This window comes from Streptomyces marispadix, assembly GCF_022524345.1.
In the GTDB taxonomy this organism is placed as follows: Bacteria; Actinomycetota; Actinomycetes; order Streptomycetales; family Streptomycetaceae; genus Streptomyces; species Streptomyces marispadix.
This window is the reverse complement of record NZ_JAKWJU010000002.1, coordinates 4,253,244-4,276,440: the sequence shown is the minus strand read 5'-3', so window position 1 is coordinate 4,276,440 and position 23,197 is coordinate 4,253,244. Positions and strand designations below refer to the sequence as shown.

Genomic DNA, 23,197 nt, shown 5'->3' with positions numbered 1-23,197 from the left:
CGACCGCATGCGTACGCAGATCTTCTTCGCCTCGACCCTCTACGGCGCCGCGACGCTCGCCGCCGCGATCGACGCCGGGTGCTTCTCCCCTGACCTTCGGCATGGCGGACCCCAGGCCGACAACCGGCTGCTGCTGGTCAGCAACAACGCCGGCAACCCGGAGACCACGCCCGCGCTGGACACCATGCCCGGATTCGAGCGCCTGCGGGGCCGCTTCGACCGGGTGCTGTCGTGGAACGAGGCCATCCACCCCTTCCATCCCGGCGGCTGGTCGCCCCGTGGCGACGACGTGCCGATGTGGGAGCGGTATCTACGGCTGCTGTGGGGACTCGGCGACGACGACGTGGAACTGGTCGTCGAATCCATCCAGGTCGAACCGGCCCTCGCCGTCGCCCGGTTGTTCCCCGACGCCCCCATCGAGGTCTACGCGGACGGCCTGATGAGCTACGGGCCCACGCGCAACAAGCTGGATCCGCTGGTGGGTTCGCGGGTGCGGCGGCTGCTGCACCTGGATCTGCTGCCGGGCCTGGAGCCGCTGCTGCTCACGGAGTTCGGCGTGCCGAGCGAGGTCGTGCCCACCGGCGCCTTCAAGTCCGTACTCGCGGAACTGGCGAGGGACGTGCCGCCGAGTGTGGCGTCGGCGCCGCGCGGCGGCGCGCTGCTGCTGGGCCAGTACATGTCGGCGCTGGAGATCCTCACCGCCGAGGAGGAGGAGCGGCTCCATGTGCGAATGCTGCGCGGCGCGGCGAAACTGGGCCACCGCAGCGTGGTGTTCAAGCCGCATCCCGTGGCGCCGCCGCGCTTCTCACGGGCGTTGGAGAAGGAGGCCGGCGAACTCGGCGTCGAGCTGCGGGTGTTGAACACTCCGGTGCTGGCTGAGGTGCTGTACGAGCAGATGCGTCCGGAGCTGGTCGTGGGCTGCTTCTCGACGGCTCTGCTGACGGCGGCCTCGTTCTACGGGCTGCACGCGGCCCGTACGGGAACGGGCCTGCTGCTGGAGCGGATCGCGCCGTACCAGAACAGCAACCGTGTGCCGGTCACGCTCGTCGACGCGCTGCTGCCGGACGTGGACGAGGAGGCGGCAGGCGCGGAGACGGCCGGTCCTGGGACGGCCGCGAAGAGGACGGCGGGTACGGAGAAGACGGCGGACGCGGAGGGGACGGCGAATACGGAGGGGACGGCGGGCGCCGGGGAGGCCGACGTCCGTGCCGCATCCGCCGGTTCAGGGGAAACGGCCTCCGGCTCGCGGCCCCGGCACGCCCCCGGTGGCATCCCGGACGCCGCGGAGACCGAGCGCCGGCTGGCTGCCCTGCTGCGGACGGTGGGCTTCTGCATGCAGCCCGAGATACTCCCGGAGCTGCGCGGCGACGCGGAGCGCTATCTCTCCACGCGCCTCGACTCCCGTACACGCCGCTACTTCAAGCGGCGCCGCCTCACCGCGCTCGCTCTTCCTGGCGGTGTGCCACGGCAGTTCGCGTTCCTTCGGCGGCGGCCGATGGTGCGCAGGGCCGCCAGGCGCGTACGGGCGGTGAAGCGCGCGGCGCTGGGCTGAGACGGCGGCCGACGGCCGCACGGGACGGCCGGCGGGTCCGCTCACCAGGGACGCGGGCCCGCCGGTCTCGGGGTACGCGAGCGCACGCGTACATGCGTATCAGCGCGCGGGCGCAAGGCACTTGAGCGCACAGCCCGTCCGGCGAACGCACGCACCCATGCCATGAGGCCCGCGCCGGGCCTCCCGTCCAGAGGCGCTAGACCACGAGCCAGAGCAGCAGCAGGAAGACCAGCGCGACCACGGAGATCAGCGTCTCCATCACCGACCACGTCTTGATCGTCTGCCCGACGCTCATCCCGAAGTACTCCTTCACCATCCAGAAGCCCGCGTCGTTGACGTGGCTGAAGAAGAGGGAGCCGGCGCCGACCGCCAGCACCAGCAGCGCGGACTGCGCGGTGGACATGTCGCCCGCCAGCGGCGCGACGAGACCGGCGGCCGAGATCGTCGCCACCGTCGCCGACCCCGTGGCCAGACGGATGCAGACCGCGATCAGCCAGCCCAGCAGCAGCGCCGGAACGGACCAGCTCTTGGAGAGGTCCAGGATCATCTCGCCGATGCCGACGTCGACCAGGGTCTGCTTGAAGCCGCCGCCCGCGGCGACGATCAGCAGGATTCCGGCGATCGGCATCAGGGAGTTCTCGACGGTCGAGGTGATCCGCCCCTTGGTGAAGCCCGCGGCCTTGCCCAGCGTGAACATCGCCACGATCACCGCCGCGAGCAGCGCGATCAACGGCGAGCCCACGACGTCCATGACGCGCTGCACCGTGTTCTCCGGGTCGCCGATCGCGATGTCCGCGAGCGCCTTGGCGAGCATCAGCACCACGGGCAGCAGCACGGTGGCCACCGTCACCGCGAACTTCGGGCGGCGCTCCAGGTCTTCGGACACCCGCTGCGGAATGATCCCCTCCGGCGGCTGTACGTCCACCCACTTCGCGGCGAAGCGTGCGAAGAGCGGCCCGGAGACCACGAGCGTGGGTATGCCGACCAGCACACCGAAGGCGAGGGTCACACCGAGGTTCGCGTGCACGGAGTCGATCGCCGCGAGCGGCCCGGGGTGCGGAGGCACGAGCCCGTGCATCACGGACAGGCCCGCCAGCGCGGGTATGCCGATGCGGATCAGCGAGTAGTTGCCGCGCCGTGCGACGAGCAGCAGCACGGGGATCATCAGCACGAGCCCGACCTCGAAGAAGAGCGGCAGCCCGATGATGCCCGCGATCAGCGCCATCGCCCACGGCATGGCCCGGTCGCCGGTCTTGGCCAGGATGGTGTCGACGATCTCGTCGGCTCCCCCGGAGTCGGCCAGCAGCTTCCCGAGCATGGCGCCCAGCGCGATGAGGACGCCCACCCCGGAGACCGTGTCGCCCAGTCCCGTGGAGAAGCTTTCGACGATCTTGTCCGGCGGGGCGGCGGCGACGGCACCGAGGGTGAGGGTGCCGAGGGTCAGCGCCAGGAAGGCGTGGACCTTGAAGCGGGTGATGAGCAGGACGATGACGGCGATACCGGCCAGGGCGGCGAGCCCGAGCTGAAGGTTGCCCGCTGAGCTGATGGGGTCCACCGGCTCCGGGCCGGCCGCCAGTATCTCGGCACTGAGTTGGCGCACGGTTCTTCCTTGTCGACGTGTGTACGGGTTCTGAGGGCTGGGGGGGTGGCGGGGTGTGGGGGTGCGGGGGGCCAGGTGTGAGATCGGGGCGGCCGGTTCCGGATTCGGCCGCCGAACGCCTGGTGCCGGGTGCGGCGGCCGGGTGCGGGAGCGCGGAACGCGGAACGCGCAACGCGGCCTAGGGACGTACCGCCTGCGACCCCTCGGGCACCGCGATCAGCTCGGGATCGTCCGCCGCCCGTCCGGGACTTGGGCCCGCACCGGCACCCGCACCGGCACCGGCGGCGCGACCGCGATCGGGCATCCGGCCGTCCGCCGCCGAACGCCCGGTCAGCACCGCGAGCGCCCGACGTGTCACGGCGCCCGGGTCGGCGCACACCGACACGGCGGCTCCCGCCTCGTCCGCCTGTAGCGGCTCCAGCGTCGCGAACTGCGAGTCGAGCAGCGTGAGCGGCATGAAGTGGTCGCGCCGCTGTTCCATGCGGCGGGCGATGAGCGAGCGGTCACCGGTGAGGTGCACGAAGAAGACGTCGGGCGCGACGGCGCGCAGCCGGTCGCGGTACGTACGCTTCAGCGCCGAGCAGCTCACGACCCCGCCGGTCTCCGCCCGCTCGGCGGCCCACTCCCCGATCGCGTCGAGCCAGGGCTCACGGTCGGCGTCGTCGAGGGGTTCCCCGGCGGTCATCTTGGCGACGTTGGCGGGCGGATGGAAGGAGTCGGCCTCCGCGTAGGCGACGCCGAGCGCATCGGCCAGCAGCGCTCCCACGGTGGTCTTGCCGGTACCGGCGACCCCCATGACCACCACGACCCCGCCCGCGCCCGGCTCGGCGCCCGCGTTCGGGCCAGGGTTCGGGGGCCGGTTCGGGTCCGCGCCCGGGTCGGCTCCGGTGGCGCGGACGTCCGCCGCCCGCCCGGCCCGCTCTTCGCCCGGATCACCGCCCGGATCAGCGCCCGAAGGCCCGCCCGCAGCGGCTTCCAAGTCGCCTTCCAGGTGGCCGCCGCCCTCCCGGCCCATGTCGCACCTCGCTGTCCTCGCCTTCAGGGCGCCGCACACTCAACCTCATTACGTCACACTTATTCAATAGGTGGTTGCTGATTGGTCGTACTTAATTCCGTGACGGGCAGCACGTACGCTGAGTCGCCGGGGGCGGAAACGGGGCGGAGACATACAGGAGACTCATGACCAGCCAGGCTGCGGACGACCTGGGGCGAGCCCGTGGGCTGCACGCGCGGCTGCTCGGCCGGCTCGGGCCCGCCATCACCGCCGGTGACTACCCTCCGGGCACGGTCCTGCTCACCGACGAACTGGCCGAGCGCTACGAGGTCTCACGCACCGTCGTACGCGAGGCGGTGCGGGTCCTGGAGTCCATGCACCTCGTGGAGTCACGGCGCCGGGTGGGCGTGACCGTACTCCCCGCCGAGGAGTGGAACGTCTTCGATCCGCAGGTGATCACCTGGCGGCTCGCGGGTGCCGACCGGCCGCGGCAGCTACGGTCGCTGACCCGGCTGCGCTCGGCCGTCGAACCGGTCGCCGCACGCCTCGCCGCCGAGCTCGCCACCCCGGAGGAGTGCGCGGAGCTGACCGAGCACGCGCTGGGCCTGGTGCGCACCTCACGCGGTCAGCAGCTCCCCAACTACCTCGTGCACGACGTGGCGTTCCACCGCGTGATACTCCGTGCGTCGCGGAACGAGATGTTCGCCCGGCTCGGCGATGTCGTAGCCGCGGTCCTCACCGGACGCACCGAGCACGAGGTGATGTTCAGCGATCCCCGCCCGGAGGCCGTGACCATGCACGTCCAGGTCGCCGAGGCCGTAAGGGAGGGGAACGGCGATGCCGCGGAGCGTGTCATGCGCACCATCACGGAGGACGCGCTCGCCGAACTGGACGTCCTCGCACCGTGATCGGAGTCCGCACGCGGGTGTGAACGCGAGTTCATACGCGAGTTCATACGCGGGTCCGTTCGCGGGTCCGTTCGCGGGCCCGCTCGGGTCCGTACGCGGGGCACCGCCGCGCACCCGGGGCGTCAGGCCCCCGCCACCCTCCGTACCACTCGCAGCAGATACTCCTTCCTGTTGAGCGGATCGTGGTCCGTGCGCGGACGTGACGGAACCTCCCCCACCACCGGCCGGTAGCGGGCGAAGGCGCACTCCAGCACGCCCTCCCCGCCCGTGAGCGTGGGCAGTTGCTGCTCCAGACCGTGTACGCGCGCCGCCGGGATCTCGCCCTCCAGCACATACGCGTCGCCCTTCGTCACCGGCGCCTGCGGCACCGCGCGCATACGCGAGAGCACGGGCAGCACCACACCGAAGGTCTCCGCGGGGATCTCCAGCCTGAAGTGGTGCATCGGCTCGTGCACCGTCGTACCGGCGCGCTTCAGTGCCTCCATCAGCACCAGCGGCGTCAACTGCCGGAAGTCCGCGCCCGTGCTGGACATGCTCTTGTCGAAGATCGCGTGTGCGTGACTCTGGCGGGGCGCATAGCCGGAGTGCGTCATGGTGACCTTGCAGTCGGGGATCTCCCATCCCTGCAGGCCCTCGCGCAGGGTCCCGCGCACGGTGTCCTCCACGGCACGCATGAACGCGTAGGGCATGGAACCGAGTTCGACGTCCAGGCCGTAGGAGACCCCGCTGCCCTCGGGCGCCGGTTCGACCCGCAGTCCTACGGTCGCCAGGAACGGATTGGTCTCCTTGTTCATGATCTCCACCGCCGACCCCGGCCCGTCGAGCCGTTCCACGCAGATCGTGGTGGACTCGCGGAAGCCCACGTCGAGGCCGAACTCGTCCGCGAGCGTGGCCTGTACGACCTCCTTCTGCACCTCGCCGTAGAGCGACATGTGGAGTTCGCCGCGGAGTTCGTCCTGCCGGAGACCGATCAGCGGGTCCTGCTCGGCGAGCCGGGTGAGTGCCGTGTGCAGTGCGCCGCGCTCCTCCGGGCGGCCCGGCGTGACGACGGTCTCCAGCGTCGGCGGCGCGAAGTGCTGCTGTCGCGGCGCCACTCTGCGAGCCGCGCCCTCGGAGCACACGGCGTCGCCGACGCGCACCCCGGCCAGGCCGCGCAGCTTGCCGATCCGCCCTGCCGTCACGCACGCGGCGGGGGCGTCGCTCCCCTGCTCGAAGACGTCGACGCCGGTGACCTTGCCCTCGCCCTCGGTGCCGTGGAGCAGCTTGTCGCGGACACGGACCGTCCCCGAGAACATCCGTACATACGCGGTCTTCCGACCGGCCGCCGTGCGTTCGATCTTGAACACGGTGCCGTGCACGGGCCCTTCGGGGTCGCCTTCGCCCACGGGCAGCAGCTCGGTGAGCCCCGCGGTGAGCGCCTCCACGCCCGCGCCGGTGGCGGCCGAGCCGAAGAAGACGGGGTGCACGAGCCCGCGCCGGGACTGTGCGCGCAGCGCCCCGCGCAGCCGTTCGTGGGTGAGGGACGGCTCGTCCTCGACGTAGGCCGCGAGCAGTTCGTCGTCGTGTTCGGCCAGCAGCTCGGCGAGGTTCGGGGCGCAGTCCGTGCCCCGACGGTCGTACGGCGTGAACTCCGCGGCGCGGGTGCCGAGTTCGCTCACCCGTCCCATGGGCACGGCGGCAGGCGTCAGCTTCTCGGCGATCCTCCGCAGCACCGGCCCGTACTGCGCACCCGCCCGGTCGATCTTGTTGACGAAGAGCAGTACGGGGATGCGCAGCCGCAGCAGCGTCCTCATCAGCACACGGGTCTGCGCCTGTACGCCCTCCACGGCGGAGACCACCAGCACGGCGCCGTCGAGCACGCTGAGGACCCGTTCCACCTCGGCGATGAAGTCGGGATGGCCGGGAGTGTCGATCAGATTGACCGTGACGTCGCCGACGGTGAAGGCGACGACGGCGGACTTGATGGTGATGCCCCGCTGCCGTTCCAGGGCGAGGGAGTCGGTCAGGGTGCTGCCGTCGTCGACGCTGCCGAGCTCGTCGATGACACCGGCGGCATGCAGCAGCCGCTCGGTCAGGCTCGTCTTACCGGCGTCTACATGCGCGAGAATTCCGAGATTGAGCGTTTTCACAGAGCGTCATGTCCTCGGGGTGGGTGACGATTCCTTTCTTGTCGGACATGAACGCCTGCCTCATTGCCTCTCCTCGGGGTGCGGTGTGTGCTGTCGCGCCGGAGCACAGCAGAGTCCGGCCACGGACGGCAACCGAATTACCGGGGGCGCAGCACCCCGCGATTCACCCTGCCCGCCCCCTGCGCACGGTCACCCCCCGGCCGCTCCCGGGGCCGCCCCCTCCGGCGGCCACTGCTCGAACCACCGCCGGTCCGCCTCCAGTTGGGCCGCCAGCCGTACGAGCAGCGGCTCACTCCCGTACGGGCCTAGGAGCTGCGCGCCCAGCGGCAGCCCCGAAGGCGTGAAGCCCGCGGGCACGTTGACGCCCGGCCAGCCCAGCACGTTCCACGGCCAGGCGTAGGGGCAGTGCGCGATCATCGTGCGGTCGGTCTGCCACCCGGAGAGATGGGCGAGATCGCCGATGCGGGGAGGCGGTGTCGCCGTCGTCGGGGCGAGTACGACGTCGTAGCGGCGGAAGATCCGCCCCACCCGGCGGTGCAGCGGCGCCTCCGCGGCACGTGCGGCACGCAGCACGCCGCCGCCGAGCAGCCTCCCGGTGCGTGCGGCACCGCGCGTACGGGCGTCCAGCAGCGCGAAGTCCGGTACGCGGCCGGTCCATTCGCGGATTCCGGCGGTCGCCCTCGGCACGAACGTCAGGCCGACCGGTCCGTAGGGCGGGTCGGCCTCCTCGATCTCGTGGCCCAGCGCGGCAAGCCGCTCGGCGAGACCGGTGACGGCTTTCCGTACCACCGGATCGAGTGACTTCCGCGTCGCCGTCCACGGCGGTCTCAGCGACAGCGCGATACGCAGCCGCCCCGGGTTCCGCCCGGCCTCGGGCAGTACCTCCACCGGCGAGGGCCGGTGCAGATCCCCCTCGGCGCTTCCGGAGGCCACATCCAGCAGCAGCGCGGCGTCCCGCACGGTGCGCGCCAGCGGCCCGAACACGGTGATCCCCTTGAACGCCTCCGGCTCCGGCATCGTCGAGATCCTGCCGCGCTGCGGCTTGATGCCCACCAGATGGCTCCAGGCCGCGGGGATGCGGATCGATCCCGCCCCGTCCGAGCCGAGCGCGGCGGGCACCAGCCCGGCGGCGACAGCGGCGGCCGAGCCGCCCGAGGAGCCGCCCGGCGTGTGCTCGGGGCTCCAGGGGTTCCGTGTGTCCCCGAAGGCGGGGCCCTCCGTGAAGGGCCACTGGCCCAGCTCCGGCGAGTTGGTCTTCCCCACGATCACGGCACCGGCCGCACGCAGCCGCCGCACCGCCTCGCTGTCCGCCTCCTTGGGCGGGAAGTCGCCCGGACATCCGAAGGCCGTGGGCTCCCCCGCGACGTCCATGTCGTCCTTCACCGCGACCGGCACCCCTAGCAGCGGCAGCCGCTCGCCGCCCGCCAACCGCCGGTCCGCGGCGTCGGCTTCATCGAGCGCGGCCTCCCCGCGTACGCGCCGGAACGCGTTGAGCGTCGGCTGCGTGGCGGCGATTCGGGCCAGCGCGCGCTCGGTCAGCTCACGCGCCGTCACCTCCCCACAGGCCAACGCGGCAGCCTGCTCCGCCAACCCCCGCGACTCCCGCGGCTCCACTCGCGCTCCGGCTTCAGCCGTCACCAGCACTCCCGATACTCGCCGGTAATCCGGCCCTCATCCTCCGCCCCCGCTGCCCGCTCGGCAACGCCGGGGATGCGAGACGTCGACCACCTATGCATTCAGCTATCTATATAGTTGACTATATGGAACACTGGAGGCTTGAGATCGAACCAGAGGTCCGGGACTGGCTGGAGAGTCTGCCGGGCCGGAAGTATCTCCAGGCCGAACACGCAGCCGAACGACTATTTCGACGCACCGACTACGCTCGGAGCCTTACGGCCGCCACCTGGGCGACGGCTTACGCGAACTCCGATTCATGCTCGGCCACGACGGTCAGGCGGTCCGCATCACCTACTGGTTGGCTCCAGACCGACGGATCGTGCTTCTGACCGTCTTCCGGAAGACGAAGATGCGTGAGGACGCCGAGGTGGATCGCGCAAGAAGGGCAAAGAAGCGCTGCGAAGCCGAACTGCACACGGCGGACGACGAGTTCACGCGCACGATCACGAAGGGAGAAGTCCTGTGAACCACACGCGATGGAGGCTGGCCCGCGAACGTGCGGCCACCCGGGGCCCGGAGGACGAGGTCGAGGCCGTGCGCGCGGAGATCCGTATGGCCTTCGACCTCGGCCAGGCCGTCCACGACCGCAGGACCGAGTTGCAGATCTCCCAGACCGAACTCGCCCGTCGTGCGCGGATGACGCAGCCGCAGATCTCCAAACTCGAACTCGGCGGCACCATCCCGACGCTACCCCTCCTGGCCCGCCTCGCCAGCGCGCTGGACGCCTCGTTGAACATCGCCCTGGACGGCGACACCTCCACAGTGGCCTTCACCCCGCATGCGGCGTGACGGCGTGGGACCGCATCGTGTCGTCCACGGCCCGGAGGGTCCGGTACGCGCCCGCGTCTCCCCGCCCCCGGCTCCCGTACGTGCCGTGCTCTTCGACTTCTCCGGGACGTTGTTCCAGATCAGCGGATACGCCGACCGCGTCCGCGCCGTGGTGCCGTCGCCCGTCGGGGACGCGGAGATGGACGAGATCCTGACGAATCTCGAAGCGGGGCTGGTGGACCCCGAGGTGGTCGAGGCCCAGCGCGCCCGCGATGTGTCCGCGCGGGCGCACCGGCACGCGTTCACCACCTGGTACGCCTCCGCGCCCCAACTCGCCCCGTATGCGGACGCCCTCTACGCACAGCTACAGGCCCCGGAGCACTGGCTTCCGTACTCGGACGCCGAAGCGACGCTCGCCCGGCTCGCCGACCGGGGCATCGCGCTCGGCGTGGTCAGCGACGTCGCCTGGGACCTGCGTGCCACCTTCGCCCACCACGGCCTCGCGGACTGCTTCTCCGCGTGGGTGCACTCGTACGAGTACGACACGGAGAAGCCCGATCCGCGGCTGTTCCACGAGGCGTGCGGGGAGTTGGGCGTGGAGCCCGGGGAGACGCTGATGGTCGGCGACCATCCCGCCAAGGACGGCGGCGCGGCTCTGTCCGGGCTGCGTGCCTATGTGCTTCCCGCGGGGGCGTCGCCCGGGTCCGAGCGCGGACTGGAGGCCGTGCTGCGGATGCTGTGAAACCGTCGCGCCCCAAAGGCCGCTGAGAGTGCCGTCGCGTACGGCGGCTGCTGTGAGCGCGGCCGGGCGTCGACCGGCTCCGCTCCCGGTCCTGTCGGGCAGGCGGCCCGACGACGTACGCCGCCGGACCGCGCGCCCCTCAGAACGAGTCCGTCGGCACGTACGCGCCCCAGATCTCCCGCAGCGTGTTGCACACCTCGCCGACCGTGGCCCGCGCCCGCAGGGCCTCCTTCATCGGGTAGAGGACGTTGTCGGTGCCCTCCGCCGCCTTGCGCAGCTCCGCCAACGCCCCGTCCACGGCCGACTGGTCCCGCTCCGCGCGCAGCCGGGCCAGCCGCTCGCACTGCTGCTGCTCGATCGCGGGGTCGACCCGCAGCGGCTCGTACGGGTCCTCCTCCTCGCGCTGGAAGCGGTTGACGCCGACGACGACGCGTTCGCCGCTGTCGGTCTCCCTCGCGATCGCATACGCGCTGCGCTCGATCTCCTCCTTCTGGAAGCCCTGTTCGATGGCGTTGACGGCGCCGCCGCGGTCCTCGACCTGTTCCATCAGCGCGAGGGCCGCGGACTCGACCTCGTCCGTCATCGACTCCACGACGTACGAGCCCGCGAAGGGGTCGACGGTCGCCGTGACGTCCGTCTCGTAGGCGAGGACCTGCTGTGTACGCAGCGCCAGCCGCGCCGACTTGTCGGTGGGCAGCGCTATGGCCTCGTCGTAGGAGTTGGTGTGCAGCGACTGTGTGCCGCCGAGGACCGCGCCCAGGGCCTGCACGGTGACGCGCGCCAGGTTCACCTCGGGCTGCTGCGCCGTGAGCTGCACGCCCGCCGTCTGCGTGTGGAAGCGCAGCATCAGCGACTTGGGGTTCTGCGCGCCGAACTCCTCACGCATCACCCGGGCCCAGATGCGCCGCGCCGCACGGAACTTGGCGACCTCCTCCAGCAGCGTCGTACGGGCGACGAAGAAGAACGACAGACGCGGCGCGAAGTCGTCGACGCTCATGCCGGAGGCGACGGCCGTACGCACGTACTCGATGCCGTCGGCCAGGGTGAAGGCGATCTCCTGCGCGGGCGTCGCCCCCGCCTCGGCCATGTGGTAGCCGGAGATGGAGATGGTGTTCCACTTGGGGATCTCGGCGCGGCAGTACTTGAAGATGTCCGCGATCAGCCGCAGCGACGGCTTGGGCGGGAAGATGTAGGTGCCGCGGGCGATGTACTCCTTCAGCACGTCGTTCTGGATGGTGCCCGTGAGCTTCGCCGGGTCCGCGCCCTGCTCCTCGGCGACGAGCTGGTAGAGCAACAGCAGCAGCGCGGCGGGGGCGTTGATCGTCATCGACGTGGAGACGTCCTCCAGCGGGATGCCGCCGAAGAGCACGCGCATGTCGTCGATGGAGTCGATGGCGACGCCGACCTTGCCGACCTCGCCGTGTGCGAGGGGCGCGTCGGAGTCGTGGCCCATCTGGGTCGGCAGGTCGAAGGCGACGGACAGGCCCATCGTGCCGTTCTCGATGAGCTGCTTGTAGCGGGCGTTGGACTCGGTGGCGGTGCCGAAGCCCGCGTACTGGCGCATGGTCCAGGGCCGGCCGGTGTACATCGTCGGGTAGACGCCGCGCGTGTACGGATACGAGCCGGGCTCGCCCAGCTTCTCCTCGGCGTCCCAGCCGTTCAGCGCGTCCGGACCGTAGACGGGCTCGATGGGCAGTCCGCTCTCGTTGAACCGCTGGTTGCCCGACTGGCGTGCCATGGACTGTGCCTCCGTACGGTCTTGGGGCGCCGGTTGCCGATCTTCCGTTGCGGGCCCGACGGGTCCCGCTCGGGTGAGCCGGTCGCCGCTCGGACTGTGGCTCTTCGGTTGCCACGGACTGTAGCGATCCGCGTTCGTCCGTTGCAGGCCCGCAGGCTGGGACCTTGCTCACAGCGTGCCGTCCCGCACTCACAGGATGCCGCCGCGCGGCGTGGTTCGCGCGGGGACCACGCGGGAAGAGAAGGTGCGACCGGTATGGGGAGAATTCCGTGATGTCCGCTCGGGTTCCGGGGGTTGGAATGGCGGGGGCTACAGGGGCCGGAAGGTCCGTACGGGCAAGGCACAGCAGCGCATGGGCCGTTACGGCGGCACTGGTCGTCGGCTCGGGCGCGGTCGCGGGCTGCAAGGCACAGACGACCGACGGCGCGCCCATCCATGTGACGAAGACCTCGATCTCGCCGGCGCCGCAGGAGCAGCCGCAGCGCTCCTCCGTGAGCAACGGCACACAGGGCGACGCGGACGAAGGCGGCGGCCGCGCCCGGCCCGCGAAGCCGGCGGCGCCTGCCGACCCCGTGCTGTACGCGACGGGCGCGCGGGGCGCCCAGATCCGCGAACTCCAGGCGCGTCTGCACAAGTTGAAGCTCTTCGACCGCAATCCGACGGGCTACTACGGCCCTGTCACCACCGCCTCCGTGCGCGCCTTCCAGCGGCAGCAGGGCCGAAGCGCCACGGGGACGGTGACGTCCGGCACTTGGGCGGCGCTGCGGGCCCGCACATCACCGCCGGTGCACGACGAGCTGTATCCGCCGACGACGCTTCCGCTCGACGACCCCGACCCGCGCTGCCTGACGGGACGCGCCCTGTGCGTCAGCAAGAAGAGCCGCACGCTGGCCTGGTACGTCGGCGGGCAGATGCGGGCGGCGATGGATGTGCGCTTCGGCTCCGCCTACACGCCCACGCGCGAGGGGGAGTTCGGCGTCACCTTCAAAAGCCGCCGCCACGTCTCGACGATCTACCACACCCCGATGCCGTACGCGCTGTTCTTCAGCGGCGGCCAGGCCATCCACTACTCCAAGGACTTCGCGGCCCGCGGCTACGGAGGCGCCTCGCACGGCTGCGTCAACGTAAGGGACAAGAAGAAGATCGCGGCGCTCTTCGCCGAGGTGAGGAAGGGCGACAAGGTCGTCGTCTACAAGTGAGCGCCGGAGACGGCTGGGCGGTGAGCGACTGGGAGCTGGACTGGGCCTGATGGGACCGCGAGTGGAGGGAGCCGCAAGTGCCGCTCAGAGGCTGAGAGTTGGGACCGGGACTCGGGGCGGGCCGGGGGCTCGAACTCCGCTTCGGGAGTGAGCGCTTCCTCGGGGCTGCTGCGCCATGATCTTGATGGGGCGCGGGCGGGACCGGGGGAACGTGTCCCGCCCGCGCCATTCGCGCGAGCCCGAAGGTACGGGGGGAACCTCGGACTTGTCGCGCAGCCGATGACCAGTCGGCTCACTTGTTACTGCGCTGTCGGGGCCGAAAGTGTCACACCAGGTTTCAACTAAATTGTGTGACGTGCGTCACAGGCCGGTGACGCTTCGGAGGCGACCGCGGCGGAGCCCCGGACCGGGGGCCGAGGGGCCACGGGGGGACGGTCCGGGCAGGGGCCGGAGGGACCGGTCGGGGACGGGCGCGCGAGCCCCGGGAGCCGTCCGGCTCGGTCGTGAGCGGCCCCGACTCAGCGGACCCGGGAGGCAGTTCGAGTGCGGGGGCCGGGGTCGTCGCTTCGCTTGCCCGAGCACCGCGCACGGCTCTCACGCGTACGGCACTCACATGCGTACGGCTCTCACGCGTACGGCTCTCAGATGCGTACGGCCTCGGTTGCGTACGGCCCCGATCGCGTACACGCGCGCACCGCGGGGCTGCCGGAGCACCACGCGCATCGCGGGGCGAGATCGCGGCACCGCACGCGAAATCCCCGCCGGGGCGGGGATCTTGGCGCAGGGGCGTCGGCACCCGCACATCACGGAGCGGGACGTCGGGACAGCGGAGCCTTGGGGCTTCAGGGCCGGAGGATCTGGGCGCCCGAAGTCAGCGGCGCAGGACGGGGCTCACAGATGCGAATCACGCATGCGGCTCACGGACGCGGCTCAGGAACCCGCCGTGGCCGTCGCGGATGCGCCCGCGGTGTCCGGCTCCGCGCTCGCCGACGCGCCGTCGTCGGACGGTTCCGCCGACGTGGTGCCCGCATCGGTGGATCCGCCGTCGGCTTCCTCGCCGCCGGAGTCGGGCCTGCTGCCACCGGGGCCGCCGGAGTCACCGCCGGTGTCTCCGCCGTCCTGACTGCCGCTGTCGCCGCCCCCGTCACCGCCGTCGTTTCCCGCCGAACCCCCGGTGTCGCCCGTACCGCCCGGTTCGCCGGGGGTGCCGACGCCGCCGGCGCTCGCGCCACCGGAGCCGGTCTCGCCACGCTCGCCGTCGTTCTTCTCGCAGAACTTCTTCACGCCCTCGGGGCCACCGGCCACCGTCTCCAGGCGGACCCGGTCCTTCAGCGAGAGATCGCCGTTCTCGTACGCCTGGCACAGCGCCCGTGCCATGGCCTTCTTCTCGGCATCCGACAGATGCTTGCCGTCGTGCCACCAGTCCTTGTCGGGACCCTTGCCGTTCCCGTCCCGTCCTCGTTCCGTGCCCGCGAGGTCCTCGCCGCCGGGCGAGTCGGACGGGGAACCTCCCTCGCGGGTGCCACGTCTTGGACCGTTGCCGTCGTAGGGGCTGCCGCCTCCGCCGCCGGACGCCTCGTCGCGCTCGTTGCCGGGGCTGGCCAGCGGAGAGACGCTCGCCGCCGGGGAGTCGTTGCCGCCGAACGGCGTGGGCAGCACGCCCGTACCGGCCGCGACCGCCGCACCGCCCAGCGCACATCCCGCTACGGCCATGGCGAAGCCCGCGCGCAGCGGGCGCCCGACCAGTGAGCCGCGCCGTATCCCTCCCGCACGCCGGTCCCGTGACCGGCGGCGGTTCTCACGCGCGGCCGCGCGCCTGCCGACGACGGTCGAGGCCTCGGTGGGTCCGGCCGTGATGTCGACGGTGCCGCTGTGCTCGGCGCTCACCTGCGGGTGGGCCGCGCGGAATGCCTCCACCGCGGCTGCCTCGCCCGGGAGTTCGGCCGTGGCGTCGCCCGGCATCCTCCCGGTGCGTGCCGCACCGAGGGCGTGCAGCGTCGCCGTCTGCTCGGCGACGAGTGCGTCGAGGAGATGAGCGAGGCGGTCCTCTGCGAGTGTGTCGCCACCGCGCCGCCCCGGCACGGAAGCTTCGGCTCCGTCGGGCCCGTCTCCGCGCGCCCACGAGGGCGTGGCCGCTCCCGGCCGCTCGTGCCCGGCGCCGTAGGCACTCTGGTAAGCGCTGTCGTAAGAACCGCCCTGTCCACCGCCCCGCGCACTGTCGTACGCACTGCCGTGAGCGCCGTCGTATGCGCTGGTCGGGGCGTCTGCGACGTTGTCGTGACCGGCCCCGTGGCGCACGTCGTAGGCAGCGCTACGCGCATTGACCGCCGAGCCGCGGAGCAAGCGCTCCGCCGCTTCGTCGTCCAGCCACCTGTACCGGTCGTCGTCCGCCATCACGTTTCCCTCAGCGTTCGCGTGGCCTTATGCGTCACACCGCGCGCCGTAGGAGACGCATCGGGACCCCCTGGCGGTTCTCCCGTATCCACGAGTCCTTCCGCGGGTCCGGACTCGTCGAGGATCTGCGCGAGCTTGCGCAGCCCCCGGTGAGCTGCGGTGCGTACGGCACCGGCTCGCTTGCCGAGCACCTCCGCCGCGCTCTTGGCGTCCAGTCCGACGACCACACGCAGCACCACCGCCTCGGCCTGGTCCTGCGGCAGCCGGGATATCAGCGCCATCGTGCGTCCGGTGCCGAGCGCTTCGAGGGCCTCGGCGGCGGTGTCCGCACCTGCCGGAAGCACCGCCAGATCGCTCTCGTCGCCGCCGATGACGGGCCGGCGGCCTCTCGTACGCAGATGGTCGAGCGCCCTGTTGCGGGCGATACGCGCGGCCCAGCCGCGGAAGCGGTCCGCGTCGCCGCTGAACCTGCCTATGTCGCGCGCTATCTGAAGCCACGCCTCCGAGGTGACGTCCTCGGCGTCGGCATCACTGACCAGGGTGCGGACATAGCCCAGCAGCCGCGGATGCACAGTGCGGTACACGGTGCGGAAGGCACCTTCGTCGCCGCTCTGCGCAGCACGCACCGCGGCAGTCAACTCCGCGTCGTCCCCCTGCACGGCCGTCTCTCGCCCCACTCCGCGATGTCCCAACGGATCTGGTCACGCCCCTGGTCGGACGTCTGTCGTCGTCTCGCTGATACCTGCGTATGCCTCACGCACAGACCAGCATCGATGCGAGAGCACGCTAAGGCCAAGTGTGCGTCATCGTCCACGTAAGTTGACCAGGTAACAGAATGGGGATCGCGAACGCTGAAGGAAGTACGGGCCTGCCCCTGGCGTGGTGCGCCCGTTCTCGAGGGCGATCGGGGTCTCTCCTGTGGGGGGTGGCGACCCCGGTCGCCTTCGCATTTTCCGGCGGGCCCGCCGGCTCGTATCAGCTCGTGCGCTCGCCGAGACGCTTGAAGTCTTCCCAGCTCAGAGCCGGTTTCCGGGGATTCCACAGCTTCTGCGCCGTGGCACGGAGCGGTGCCCTGATGCCCGCGGCGACCTGCTCCTGGGTCTGCGCTCCGGCACGGTCGCACCACACGGCGAAGCGCCCACCGAGGATGTGGCTCGGTCCGGACAGAGATTTCGGTACGGATTCCGTGCCCCGCAGTACGGCCGGAGTCCAATTGTCGTAGATGCGGCGCCCTGTCGGATATGTGAACTTATTGGGCTCGCCTAGGACGTAGTAGAGGTACTCGTCGTTGAGGTTGATCAGCTTCCAGCCCTCCCTCAGATACGAGACGGGGCTGCGCTCCCCCGGTTCCCTGCCCGTCCAGTAGGCGACCTCGCGGTCGCGGTGGGCGCGGACCTCGCCGCCGGTGTGGATGCCGTCGTTCCACGCCTGCGGGGTCTTGCCCTTCTCCCTTACGACGGCTGACCTGTCGTTGAGCCAGTCGGTCGCCAGGTCCGACACCCGGGCGCCGGGGCCGAACTCCTCGCGTGCCTTGGCCGCCAGCCCCGGATAGGACGCCTCCGGGTCCCGCTGCATCAGGGCCAGATACTCGTCGCCGCCCAGGTGCCAGTACTTGCCGGGGAAGAGGTCGGCGTACTCGCGCAGCAGATCGTCGATGATCTTCGCCGCACGTGGATCTGAGATGTCGACGGCGCCTTCCGTCGGCCGTCCCTGGGCGTTCTTGAGCTGGATCTCGGGGTGCGCCTTGAGCACGGCGCCCAGGTGCCCGGGTGAGTCGATCTCCGGGATGACGTCGATGTGCCGCGACCGCGCGAGCTTGACGATCCGCCGCATCTGCGCCTTCGTCAGGCTCGGACGCGAGACGACCTCGGGATGCGTACTGCTCTCGACCCTGAACGCCTGATCGTCGGAGAGGTGCAACTGGAGCTGGTTGAGCTTGAGATCGCCCATCTCCCGGATGCGGTCCTCGATCCAGTCCGCCGTGAAGTGCTTGCGTGCGATGTCGAGCATCATCCCGCGCTGCGGACGGTCGGGCCTGTCCCGTACGACGCCGTCGGCGACGGCGCCGGTCGCCCGTACGGACTTCAGCAGGGTGCGGGTGCCGTAGAACACGCCCGCGTCGGCGGCTCCGGCGATCGTCACCTTGCCCTCGCGGCTTGCCATCTCGTAGCCCTCGCGCCCGGTCTTGAGGTTCTGGTCCAGGCTCAGCCTCACGTCGGCCGTACGGGCCGGGCCGTCGGAGAAGGGGACCTTCAACTCCGAGGCGAGCAGCTTCGCCTCGTCGGCGAGCGGCCCGCCGGGGTCGGCGACGACCCTCGTGAACCTCGACGGCTTCCAGGCCGGGCCGCGCACCGGCTTCCAGTCCCGTACGGAGGGAACTGCCGCGGGCGCCGGGCCCGTTCGGGCGGGCTCCGTCGGCTTCGGCACCCCGGGCGAACCGCCGGGCGAACTGTGGCCGGTGCCGCCTCCGTGGTGCTGGCCGCCTCCCGCGTCCTCGCCGGAGCAGCCGCCGAGGGTGAGAAGACTCACCGTGCCCACGGTGAGCACCGCTGCCGAAACCGTCAGTTTCTTTGGCCTCTTGGGTCCCATATGGATACGTTATTGCCCCTTTCTGCTCGCACTCGTTGCGTATCCCGCCCAGGAACTTCCCCGTCCGGGTGAAATCCCCCTGCTCGTCGTATCGTTGGCGCTCTGCGTCGTTACCGTGACCGAGGTCCGCATGTGCGGCTGTACGGACGTCGTACGACGGCAGACGGGGCGGGCCGCGGGCGGCGCCCGCGGATGCGGACGCCGCCGCCCTCCCTTCTCCGGTCCGCCCTCGGGTCCTGGCCCGTGCGCGGGCCCCCCGTCACGTATGTCAGCCGGCCCTCCGAGGTGTCCATGACGTCCCCCAGCCCGCCAAGCGACAAAGAGGTCCATGTGCCGCCCGCCACCGGCGCTTCGGGAGGTGCCACCGGCCGTAGTCCGGCTGAGGGCATGCCCGTTGCGGCCGTGTCGCAACCGGCGCGGGGCCGGACACCACGGCGCGAACAGGCACCGGAACAGGTGCCGGAGCAGACGAGGGATCAGATGCAGGAAGACAGGCGGGAACAGGCGCAGGCGGCGCCACTCCCGGTGTCGCCGCTGCCTCTGTCGCTTCCCCTGCCCCTCCCCCTGTTCAACTCCGCGCCGCACGAGGTGGCCTCCGCCCTGCTGCTGCGCTGCTGCGGCAGCACGAGCTGGGCGGCTCGTATCGCCGACTTCCGTCCGTACCCGGACACGGAGTCGCTGCTGGCCGCCCTCGACGAGGCGAGTTACGACATGACGCCGGAGGACATGGCGGAGGCACTGGCCTCGGAGTCGCCGCGGCTGCCCGTCCCTTGGGACGGCGGCGAAGCGGACGCGACCTCGGCAACAGCGCCCGGCGGACGCCCCGCCGCCGGCGACCGCGGTACACACGCCCCCGCCGCCAGCGACCGCGACCGGCGCCAGGTCCTCGCGGCGCACACCGCGCTGCGCGCCGCACACGCCGCCTACGAGAACCGCTTCGGCCACGCCTTCCTCATCTGCCTCGACGACTGGGCCCCCGGCGAACAGCTCGGCCAGGCCCTCGCCGACGTACGCGCCCGGCTCGGCAACGACCCGGACGAGGAGCGCCCGATCGTCGCCGACGAGCTGCGCCGCCTCGCCCGCGGCAGGCTTCTCCGGTCGCTGCGCTGACACTCCCGCACGCCCCTCCGGACGGCGGCTCTCCCCGATCGCCCGCCACTGCCTGATTGATCACATCCGCCCCTCCCAGGGCCGATGTACCGGCAATGCGTCGCTACGATGGCGAAGGCCGGTGGTCCGTACCCGGCCGAGTCCGACCGACACCGCTGCACTCTCAGCCGAAGATGGCGGCCGGCTCTGAACACGCACCCGGAGGGTTTTTTCCGTGCCGGCTGGAACGCTGTACCGCGGCCGGGAAGGCATGTGGTCCTGGGTGGCTCATCGAGTCACCGGTGTCCTCATCTTCTTCTTCCTGTTCGTGCACGTGCTGGACACCGCGCTCGTGCGCGTCTCGCCCGAGACGTACAACGAGACGGTGGCGATCTACAAGACGCCGATCGTGAACCTCATGGAGTACGGCCTCGTGGCCGCGGTCCTCTTCCACGCGCTCAACGGCCTCCGCGTCGTCGCCGTGGACTTCTGGTCGAAGGGCGCGAGGTACCAGAAGCAGATGCTGTGGACCGCGATGGGCATCTGGGGCGTCCTGATGATCGGCGCCTTCTACCCCGTCCTGCGGCACACCCTGCACACGCTGTTCGGAGGCTGATGAACATGTCGACCGAGACCGCGAAGCCCTCCTCCGAAGGCGCCGGCAAGGGCGTCCAGTCAGACGGCCACCACAGCGTGGACAACCCGGCGCCGCTGATCGTCCCGGCCCGCGCCCGTACGACGAGGACGCCGAAGGCGACCCGCACCAACTTCGAGCTGTACGGATGGCTGTTCATGCGGCTGTCCGGCATCCTCCTCGTCGTGCTGGTCGTGGGCCATCTGGTGATCCAGCTCGTACTGGACGGCGGCGTGACCAAGATCGGCTTCGCCTTCGTCGCCGGACGCTGGGCCTCCCCGTTCTGGCAGGCCTGGGACCTGATGATGCTGTGGCTCGCGATGCTCCACGGCGCCAACGGCCTGCGGACCGTCATCAACGACTACGCGGAGCGGGACGCGACCCGCCTGTGGCTGAAGGCACTGCTGTACACGGCCACGTTCTTCACCGTCCTGCTGGGCACGCTGGTGATCTTCACCTTCGACCCGAACATCCGCTGACGCACGTACGGGGCTGAGGTAACCCAGATGAAGTTCCACAAGTACGACACGGTCATCGTCGGCGCCGGCGGCGCGGGAATGCGGGCGGCCATCGAGGCCACCAAGCGCAGCCGCACGGCCGTACTGACGAAGCTCTACCCGACCCGCTCCCACACCGGCGCCGCCCAGGGCGGCATGGCCGCGGCCCTCGCCAACGTCGAGGAGGACAACTGGGAGTGGCACACCTTCGACACGATCAAGGGCGGCGACTACCTGGTCGACCAGGACGCCGCCGAGATCCTGGCGAGGGAGGCCATCGACTCGGTCCTGGACCTGGAGAAGATGGGCCTGCCGTTCAACCGGACCCCGGACGGCACGATCGACCAGCGCCGCTTCGGCGGTCACAGCCGCAACCACGGCGAGGCACCGGTGCGCCGCTCCTGCTACGCGGCGGACCGCACGGGCCACATGATCCTTCAGACGCTGTACCAGAACTGCGTGAAGGAGGGCGTGGAGTTCTACAACGAGTTCTACGTCCTGGACCTGCTGCTCAACGAGTCCGGCGGCGTACGCAGGACCGCGGGCGTCGTCGCCTACGAGCTGGCCACCGGCGAGATCCACGTCTTCCAGGCGAAGTCGGTCGTCTTCGCCTCGGGCGGCAACGGCAAGTTCTTCAAGGTCACTTCGAACGCGCACACCCTCACCGGCGACGGTCAGGCGGCGGCCTTCCGCCGCGGACTGCCGCTGGAGGACATGGAGTTCTTCCAGTTCCACCCGACGGGCATCTGGAAGATGGGCATCCTGCTCACCGAGGGCGCCCGCGGCGAGGGCGGCATCCTGCGCAACCGCGACGGCGAGCGTTTCATGGAGAAGTACGCGCCGGTGATGAAGGACCTCGCCTCCCGTGACGTGGTCTCGCGCGCCATCTACACCGAGATCCGCGAGGGCCGGGGCTGCGGCGCCGACAAGGACCACGTCTATCTCGACCTGACGCATCTGCCGCCGGAGCAGCTCGACGCCAAGCTGCCGGACATCACGGAGTTCGCCCGTACGTATCTGGGCATCGAGCCGTACACCGACCCGGTGCCGATCCAGCCGACGGCGCACTACGCGATGGGCGGCATGCCCACGGACGTTCGCGGCCAGGTGCTCGCGGACAACAGCACGCCGGTGCCCGGCCTGTTCGCGGCGGGCGAGGTCGCCTGCGTCTCCGTGCACGGCGCGAACCGGCTCGGCACCAACTCGCTGCTCGACATCAACGTCTTCGGGCGGCGCGCCGGGATCGCGGCGGCCGAGTACGCGGCCACGGCGGACTTCGTCGAACTGCCGGAGGACCCGGCCTCGTTCGTCGAGGGCGAGGTGGAGAACCTGCGCGACGCCACGGGCAACGAGCGCGTTGTGGAGATCCGCAAGGCGCTCCAGGACTGCATGGACAAGAACGTGATGGTCTTCCGCACCGAGCAGACGCTGAAGGAGGCCGTCGAGGAGATCGGCGAACTGCGCAGGCGCTACCGGAACATCAGCGTCCAGGACAAGGGCAAGCGCTTCAACACCGATCTGCTGGAGGCCATCGAGCTGGGCAACCTGCTGGATCTGGCCGAGGTGACGGCGGTCTCCGCACTCGCACGCAAGGAGTCCCGCGGCGGTCACTACCGCGAGGACTTCCCCAACCGAGACGACGTCAACTTCATGCGGCACACCATGGCGTACCGCGAAGTGGGCGACGACGGCACAGAGTCGATCCGGCTGGACTACAAGCCGGTCGTGCAGACCCGCTACCAGCCGATGGAGCGTAAGTACTGATGAGCACCGCAGTCATCGACAAGTCCGGTCCGTCCGCGGCCGATTCGCAGCCCACGGCGTCGCATCTCGTCACCGTCACCTTCCGGATCCGCCGCTTCAACCCGGAGGTCTCGGCGGAGCCGGCGTGGGAGGACTTCACCCTCGACATCGACCCCAAGGACCGGGTGCTCGACGCGCTCCACCGCATCAAGTGGGAGCTGGACGGGACGCTGACCTTCCGTCGCTCGTGTGCGCACGGCATCTGCGGCTCGGACGCGATGCGCATCAACGGCCGCAACCGGCTGGCGTGCAAGACGCTGATCAAGGACATAACCGGGATCAAGGACGGGAAGAGCACCAAGCCCATCCTCGTCGAGGCGATAAAGGGCCTGACGGTGATGAAGGACCTCGTCGTCGACATGGAGCCGTTCTTCCAGGCGTACCGGGACGTCATGCCGTTCCTGGTCACCAGCGGCAACGAGCCGACGCGCGAGCGGCTCCAGTCCGCCGAGGACCGCGAGCGCTTCGACGACACGACCAAGTGCATCCTGTGCGCGGCGTGCACGAGTTCGTGCCCCATCTACTGGAACGACGGGCAGTACTTCGGCCCGGCGGCCATCGTCAACGCGCACCGCTTCATCTTCGACAGCCGCGACGAGGCGGGCGAGCAGCGCCTGGAGATCCTCAACGACAAGGACGGCGTGTGGCGTTGCCGCACGACGTTCAACTGCACGGACGCCTGTCCGCGCGGCATCGAGGTGACGAAGGCGATCCAGGAGGTCAAGCGGGCGCTGATCACGCGCCGCTTCTGAGCGGACCCCTCCGCGCGCATACGTGCGGACGAAGGCGCCCGGGGCGATGCCCCGGGCGCCTTGCCGTGCCCAAGTCCAAACTCCCCGGACTCCCGTTCGGCGGGACCGATTTCGGGGCACGCTATCGACGCA

18 protein-coding genes and 1 pseudogene are annotated in these 23,197 nt (G+C 70.7%); 11 read left to right on the top strand and 8 right to left on the bottom strand.

Annotated features, from left to right (window positions below; genetic code table 11):
* The first annotated feature begins 7 nt into the window (after positions 1 to 7).
* Positions 8 to 1,552 carry a polysialyltransferase family glycosyltransferase gene (locus MMA15_RS17975; protein WP_241063265.1) on the top strand — a complete coding sequence of 515 codons (1,545 nt, stop codon included), beginning with the start codon at positions 8 to 10 and terminating at the stop codon, positions 1,550 to 1,552.
* A 196-nt stretch (positions 1,553 to 1,748) separates the two neighbouring features.
* Here the strand turns inward: MMA15_RS17975 and MMA15_RS17970 are convergent, their stop codons facing one another.
* Together MMA15_RS17970 and MMA15_RS17965 are read right to left on the bottom strand one after the other, a co-directional pair.
* Positions 1,749 to 3,152, bottom strand: a complete 1,404-nt coding sequence (locus MMA15_RS17970; protein WP_241061030.1) for a GntP family permease — start codon at positions 3,150 to 3,152, stop codon at positions 1,749 to 1,751.
* Positions 3,153 to 3,483: 331 nt separating this feature from the next.
* Positions 3,484 to 3,948 (bottom strand): annotated as a pseudogene (locus MMA15_RS17965) (gluconokinase); the annotation flags it as partial.
* Positions 3,949 to 4,331: 383 nt separating this feature from the next.
* On the opposite strand from MMA15_RS17965, the gene MMA15_RS17960 reads away from it, so the two are divergent.
* Complete coding sequence (locus MMA15_RS17960) at positions 4,332 to 5,054, top strand: FadR/GntR family transcriptional regulator (RefSeq protein WP_241061028.1); 723 nt, start codon at positions 4,332 to 4,334, stop codon at positions 5,052 to 5,054.
* 122 nt (positions 5,055 to 5,176) lie between these two features.
* Here MMA15_RS17960 and MMA15_RS17955 read toward each other — a convergent pair whose 3' ends face one another.
* Positions 5,177 to 7,183, bottom strand: coding sequence for an elongation factor G (locus MMA15_RS17955; protein WP_241061026.1), 2,007 nt, complete (start codon positions 7,181 to 7,183; stop codon positions 5,177 to 5,179).
* 189 nt (positions 7,184 to 7,372) lie between these two features.
* Positions 7,373 to 8,821 (bottom strand): amidase, encoded by a 1,449-nt coding sequence (locus MMA15_RS17950; RefSeq protein WP_241061025.1) that lies wholly within the window; start codon positions 8,819 to 8,821, stop codon positions 7,373 to 7,375.
* A gap of 295 nt (positions 8,822 to 9,116) precedes the next feature.
* Here MMA15_RS17950 and MMA15_RS28265 point away from each other — a divergent pair, with 295 nt between their 5' ends.
* Genes MMA15_RS28265 through MMA15_RS17935 form a run of 3 tightly spaced genes read left to right on the top strand, consistent with a single transcriptional unit; the run spans position 9,117 to position 10,370 of the window.
* Positions 9,117 to 9,326, top strand: a complete 210-nt coding sequence (locus MMA15_RS28265; protein WP_308290557.1) for a DNA-binding protein — start codon at positions 9,117 to 9,119, stop codon at positions 9,324 to 9,326.
* Positions 9,323 to 9,649: a helix-turn-helix domain-containing protein gene (locus tag MMA15_RS17940; protein ID WP_241061023.1), complete on the top strand. Its 327-nt coding sequence runs from the start codon at positions 9,323 to 9,325 to the stop codon at positions 9,647 to 9,649. The genes MMA15_RS28265 and MMA15_RS17940 overlap by 4 nt, the downstream gene beginning before the upstream one ends.
* 4 nt (positions 9,650 to 9,653) lie before the next feature.
* On the top strand, positions 9,654 to 10,370 hold the full coding sequence (locus MMA15_RS17935; RefSeq protein ID WP_241061021.1) for an HAD family hydrolase: 717 nt from the start codon (positions 9,654 to 9,656) through the stop codon (positions 10,368 to 10,370).
* Between the two features lie 139 nt (positions 10,371 to 10,509).
* On the opposite strand, the gene MMA15_RS17930 is transcribed toward MMA15_RS17935, so the two are convergent.
* Positions 10,510 to 12,108 carry an acyl-CoA mutase large subunit family protein gene (locus tag MMA15_RS17930; RefSeq protein ID WP_241061020.1) on the bottom strand — a complete coding sequence of 533 codons (1,599 nt, stop codon included), beginning with the start codon at positions 12,106 to 12,108 and terminating at the stop codon, positions 10,510 to 10,512.
* 299 nt (positions 12,109 to 12,407) lie between these two features.
* Between MMA15_RS17930 and MMA15_RS17925 the strand changes: the two genes are divergently transcribed.
* The gene (locus MMA15_RS17925) at positions 12,408 to 13,307 is read left to right on the top strand and encodes a L,D-transpeptidase family protein (RefSeq protein ID WP_241061018.1); all 900 of its coding nucleotides are present in this window, start codon (positions 12,408 to 12,410) and stop codon (positions 13,305 to 13,307) included.
* 930 nt (positions 13,308 to 14,237) lie between these two features.
* Here the strand turns inward: MMA15_RS17925 and MMA15_RS17920 are convergent.
* The 3 genes from MMA15_RS17920 to MMA15_RS17910 form a co-directional block, all read right to left on the bottom strand.
* Positions 14,238 to 15,701 (bottom strand): hypothetical protein, encoded by a 1,464-nt coding sequence (locus MMA15_RS17920; RefSeq protein WP_241061016.1) that lies wholly within the window; start codon positions 15,699 to 15,701, stop codon positions 14,238 to 14,240.
* Positions 15,701 to 16,360 carry an RNA polymerase sigma factor gene (locus tag MMA15_RS17915; RefSeq protein ID WP_241063264.1) on the bottom strand — a complete coding sequence of 220 codons (660 nt, stop codon included), beginning with the start codon at positions 16,358 to 16,360 and terminating at the stop codon, positions 15,701 to 15,703. Before MMA15_RS17915 ends, MMA15_RS17920 begins: the two co-directional genes overlap by 1 nt.
* Before the next feature lie 316 nt (positions 16,361 to 16,676).
* The gene (locus tag MMA15_RS17910) at positions 16,677 to 18,290 is read right to left on the bottom strand and encodes a beta-N-acetylhexosaminidase (protein WP_241061014.1); all 1,614 of its coding nucleotides are present in this window, start codon (positions 18,288 to 18,290) and stop codon (positions 16,677 to 16,679) included.
* Between the two features lie 480 nt (positions 18,291 to 18,770).
* On the opposite strand from MMA15_RS17910, the gene MMA15_RS17905 reads away from it, so the two are divergent.
* The 5 genes from MMA15_RS17905 to MMA15_RS17885 all read left to right on the top strand — a co-directional run bounded on the left by MMA15_RS17905 (position 18,771) and on the right by MMA15_RS17885 (position 23,065).
* Entirely contained in the window at positions 18,771 to 19,400 is a 630-nt protein-coding gene (locus MMA15_RS17905; protein WP_241061012.1) for a 2-oxo-4-hydroxy-4-carboxy-5-ureidoimidazoline decarboxylase, read from the top strand.
* Positions 19,401 to 19,614: 214 nt separating this feature from the next.
* A complete protein-coding gene (gene sdhC, locus MMA15_RS17900) occupies positions 19,615 to 19,995 on the top strand; it encodes a succinate dehydrogenase, cytochrome b556 subunit (RefSeq protein WP_241061010.1) in 381 nt (126 codons plus the stop codon).
* Positions 19,996 to 20,000: 5 nt separating this feature from the next.
* Positions 20,001 to 20,492: a succinate dehydrogenase hydrophobic membrane anchor subunit gene (locus tag MMA15_RS17895; protein ID WP_241061008.1), complete on the top strand. Its 492-nt coding sequence runs from the start codon at positions 20,001 to 20,003 to the stop codon at positions 20,490 to 20,492.
* A gap of 27 nt (positions 20,493 to 20,519) precedes the next feature.
* On the top strand, positions 20,520 to 22,274 hold the full coding sequence (sdhA, locus tag MMA15_RS17890; protein WP_241061006.1) for a succinate dehydrogenase flavoprotein subunit: 1,755 nt from the start codon (positions 20,520 to 20,522) through the stop codon (positions 22,272 to 22,274).
* Positions 22,274 to 23,065, top strand: a complete 792-nt coding sequence (locus MMA15_RS17885) for a succinate dehydrogenase iron-sulfur subunit (protein ID WP_241061004.1) — start codon at positions 22,274 to 22,276, stop codon at positions 23,063 to 23,065. Before sdhA ends, MMA15_RS17885 begins: the two co-directional genes overlap by 1 nt.
* Positions 23,066 to 23,197 lie beyond the last annotated feature (132 nt).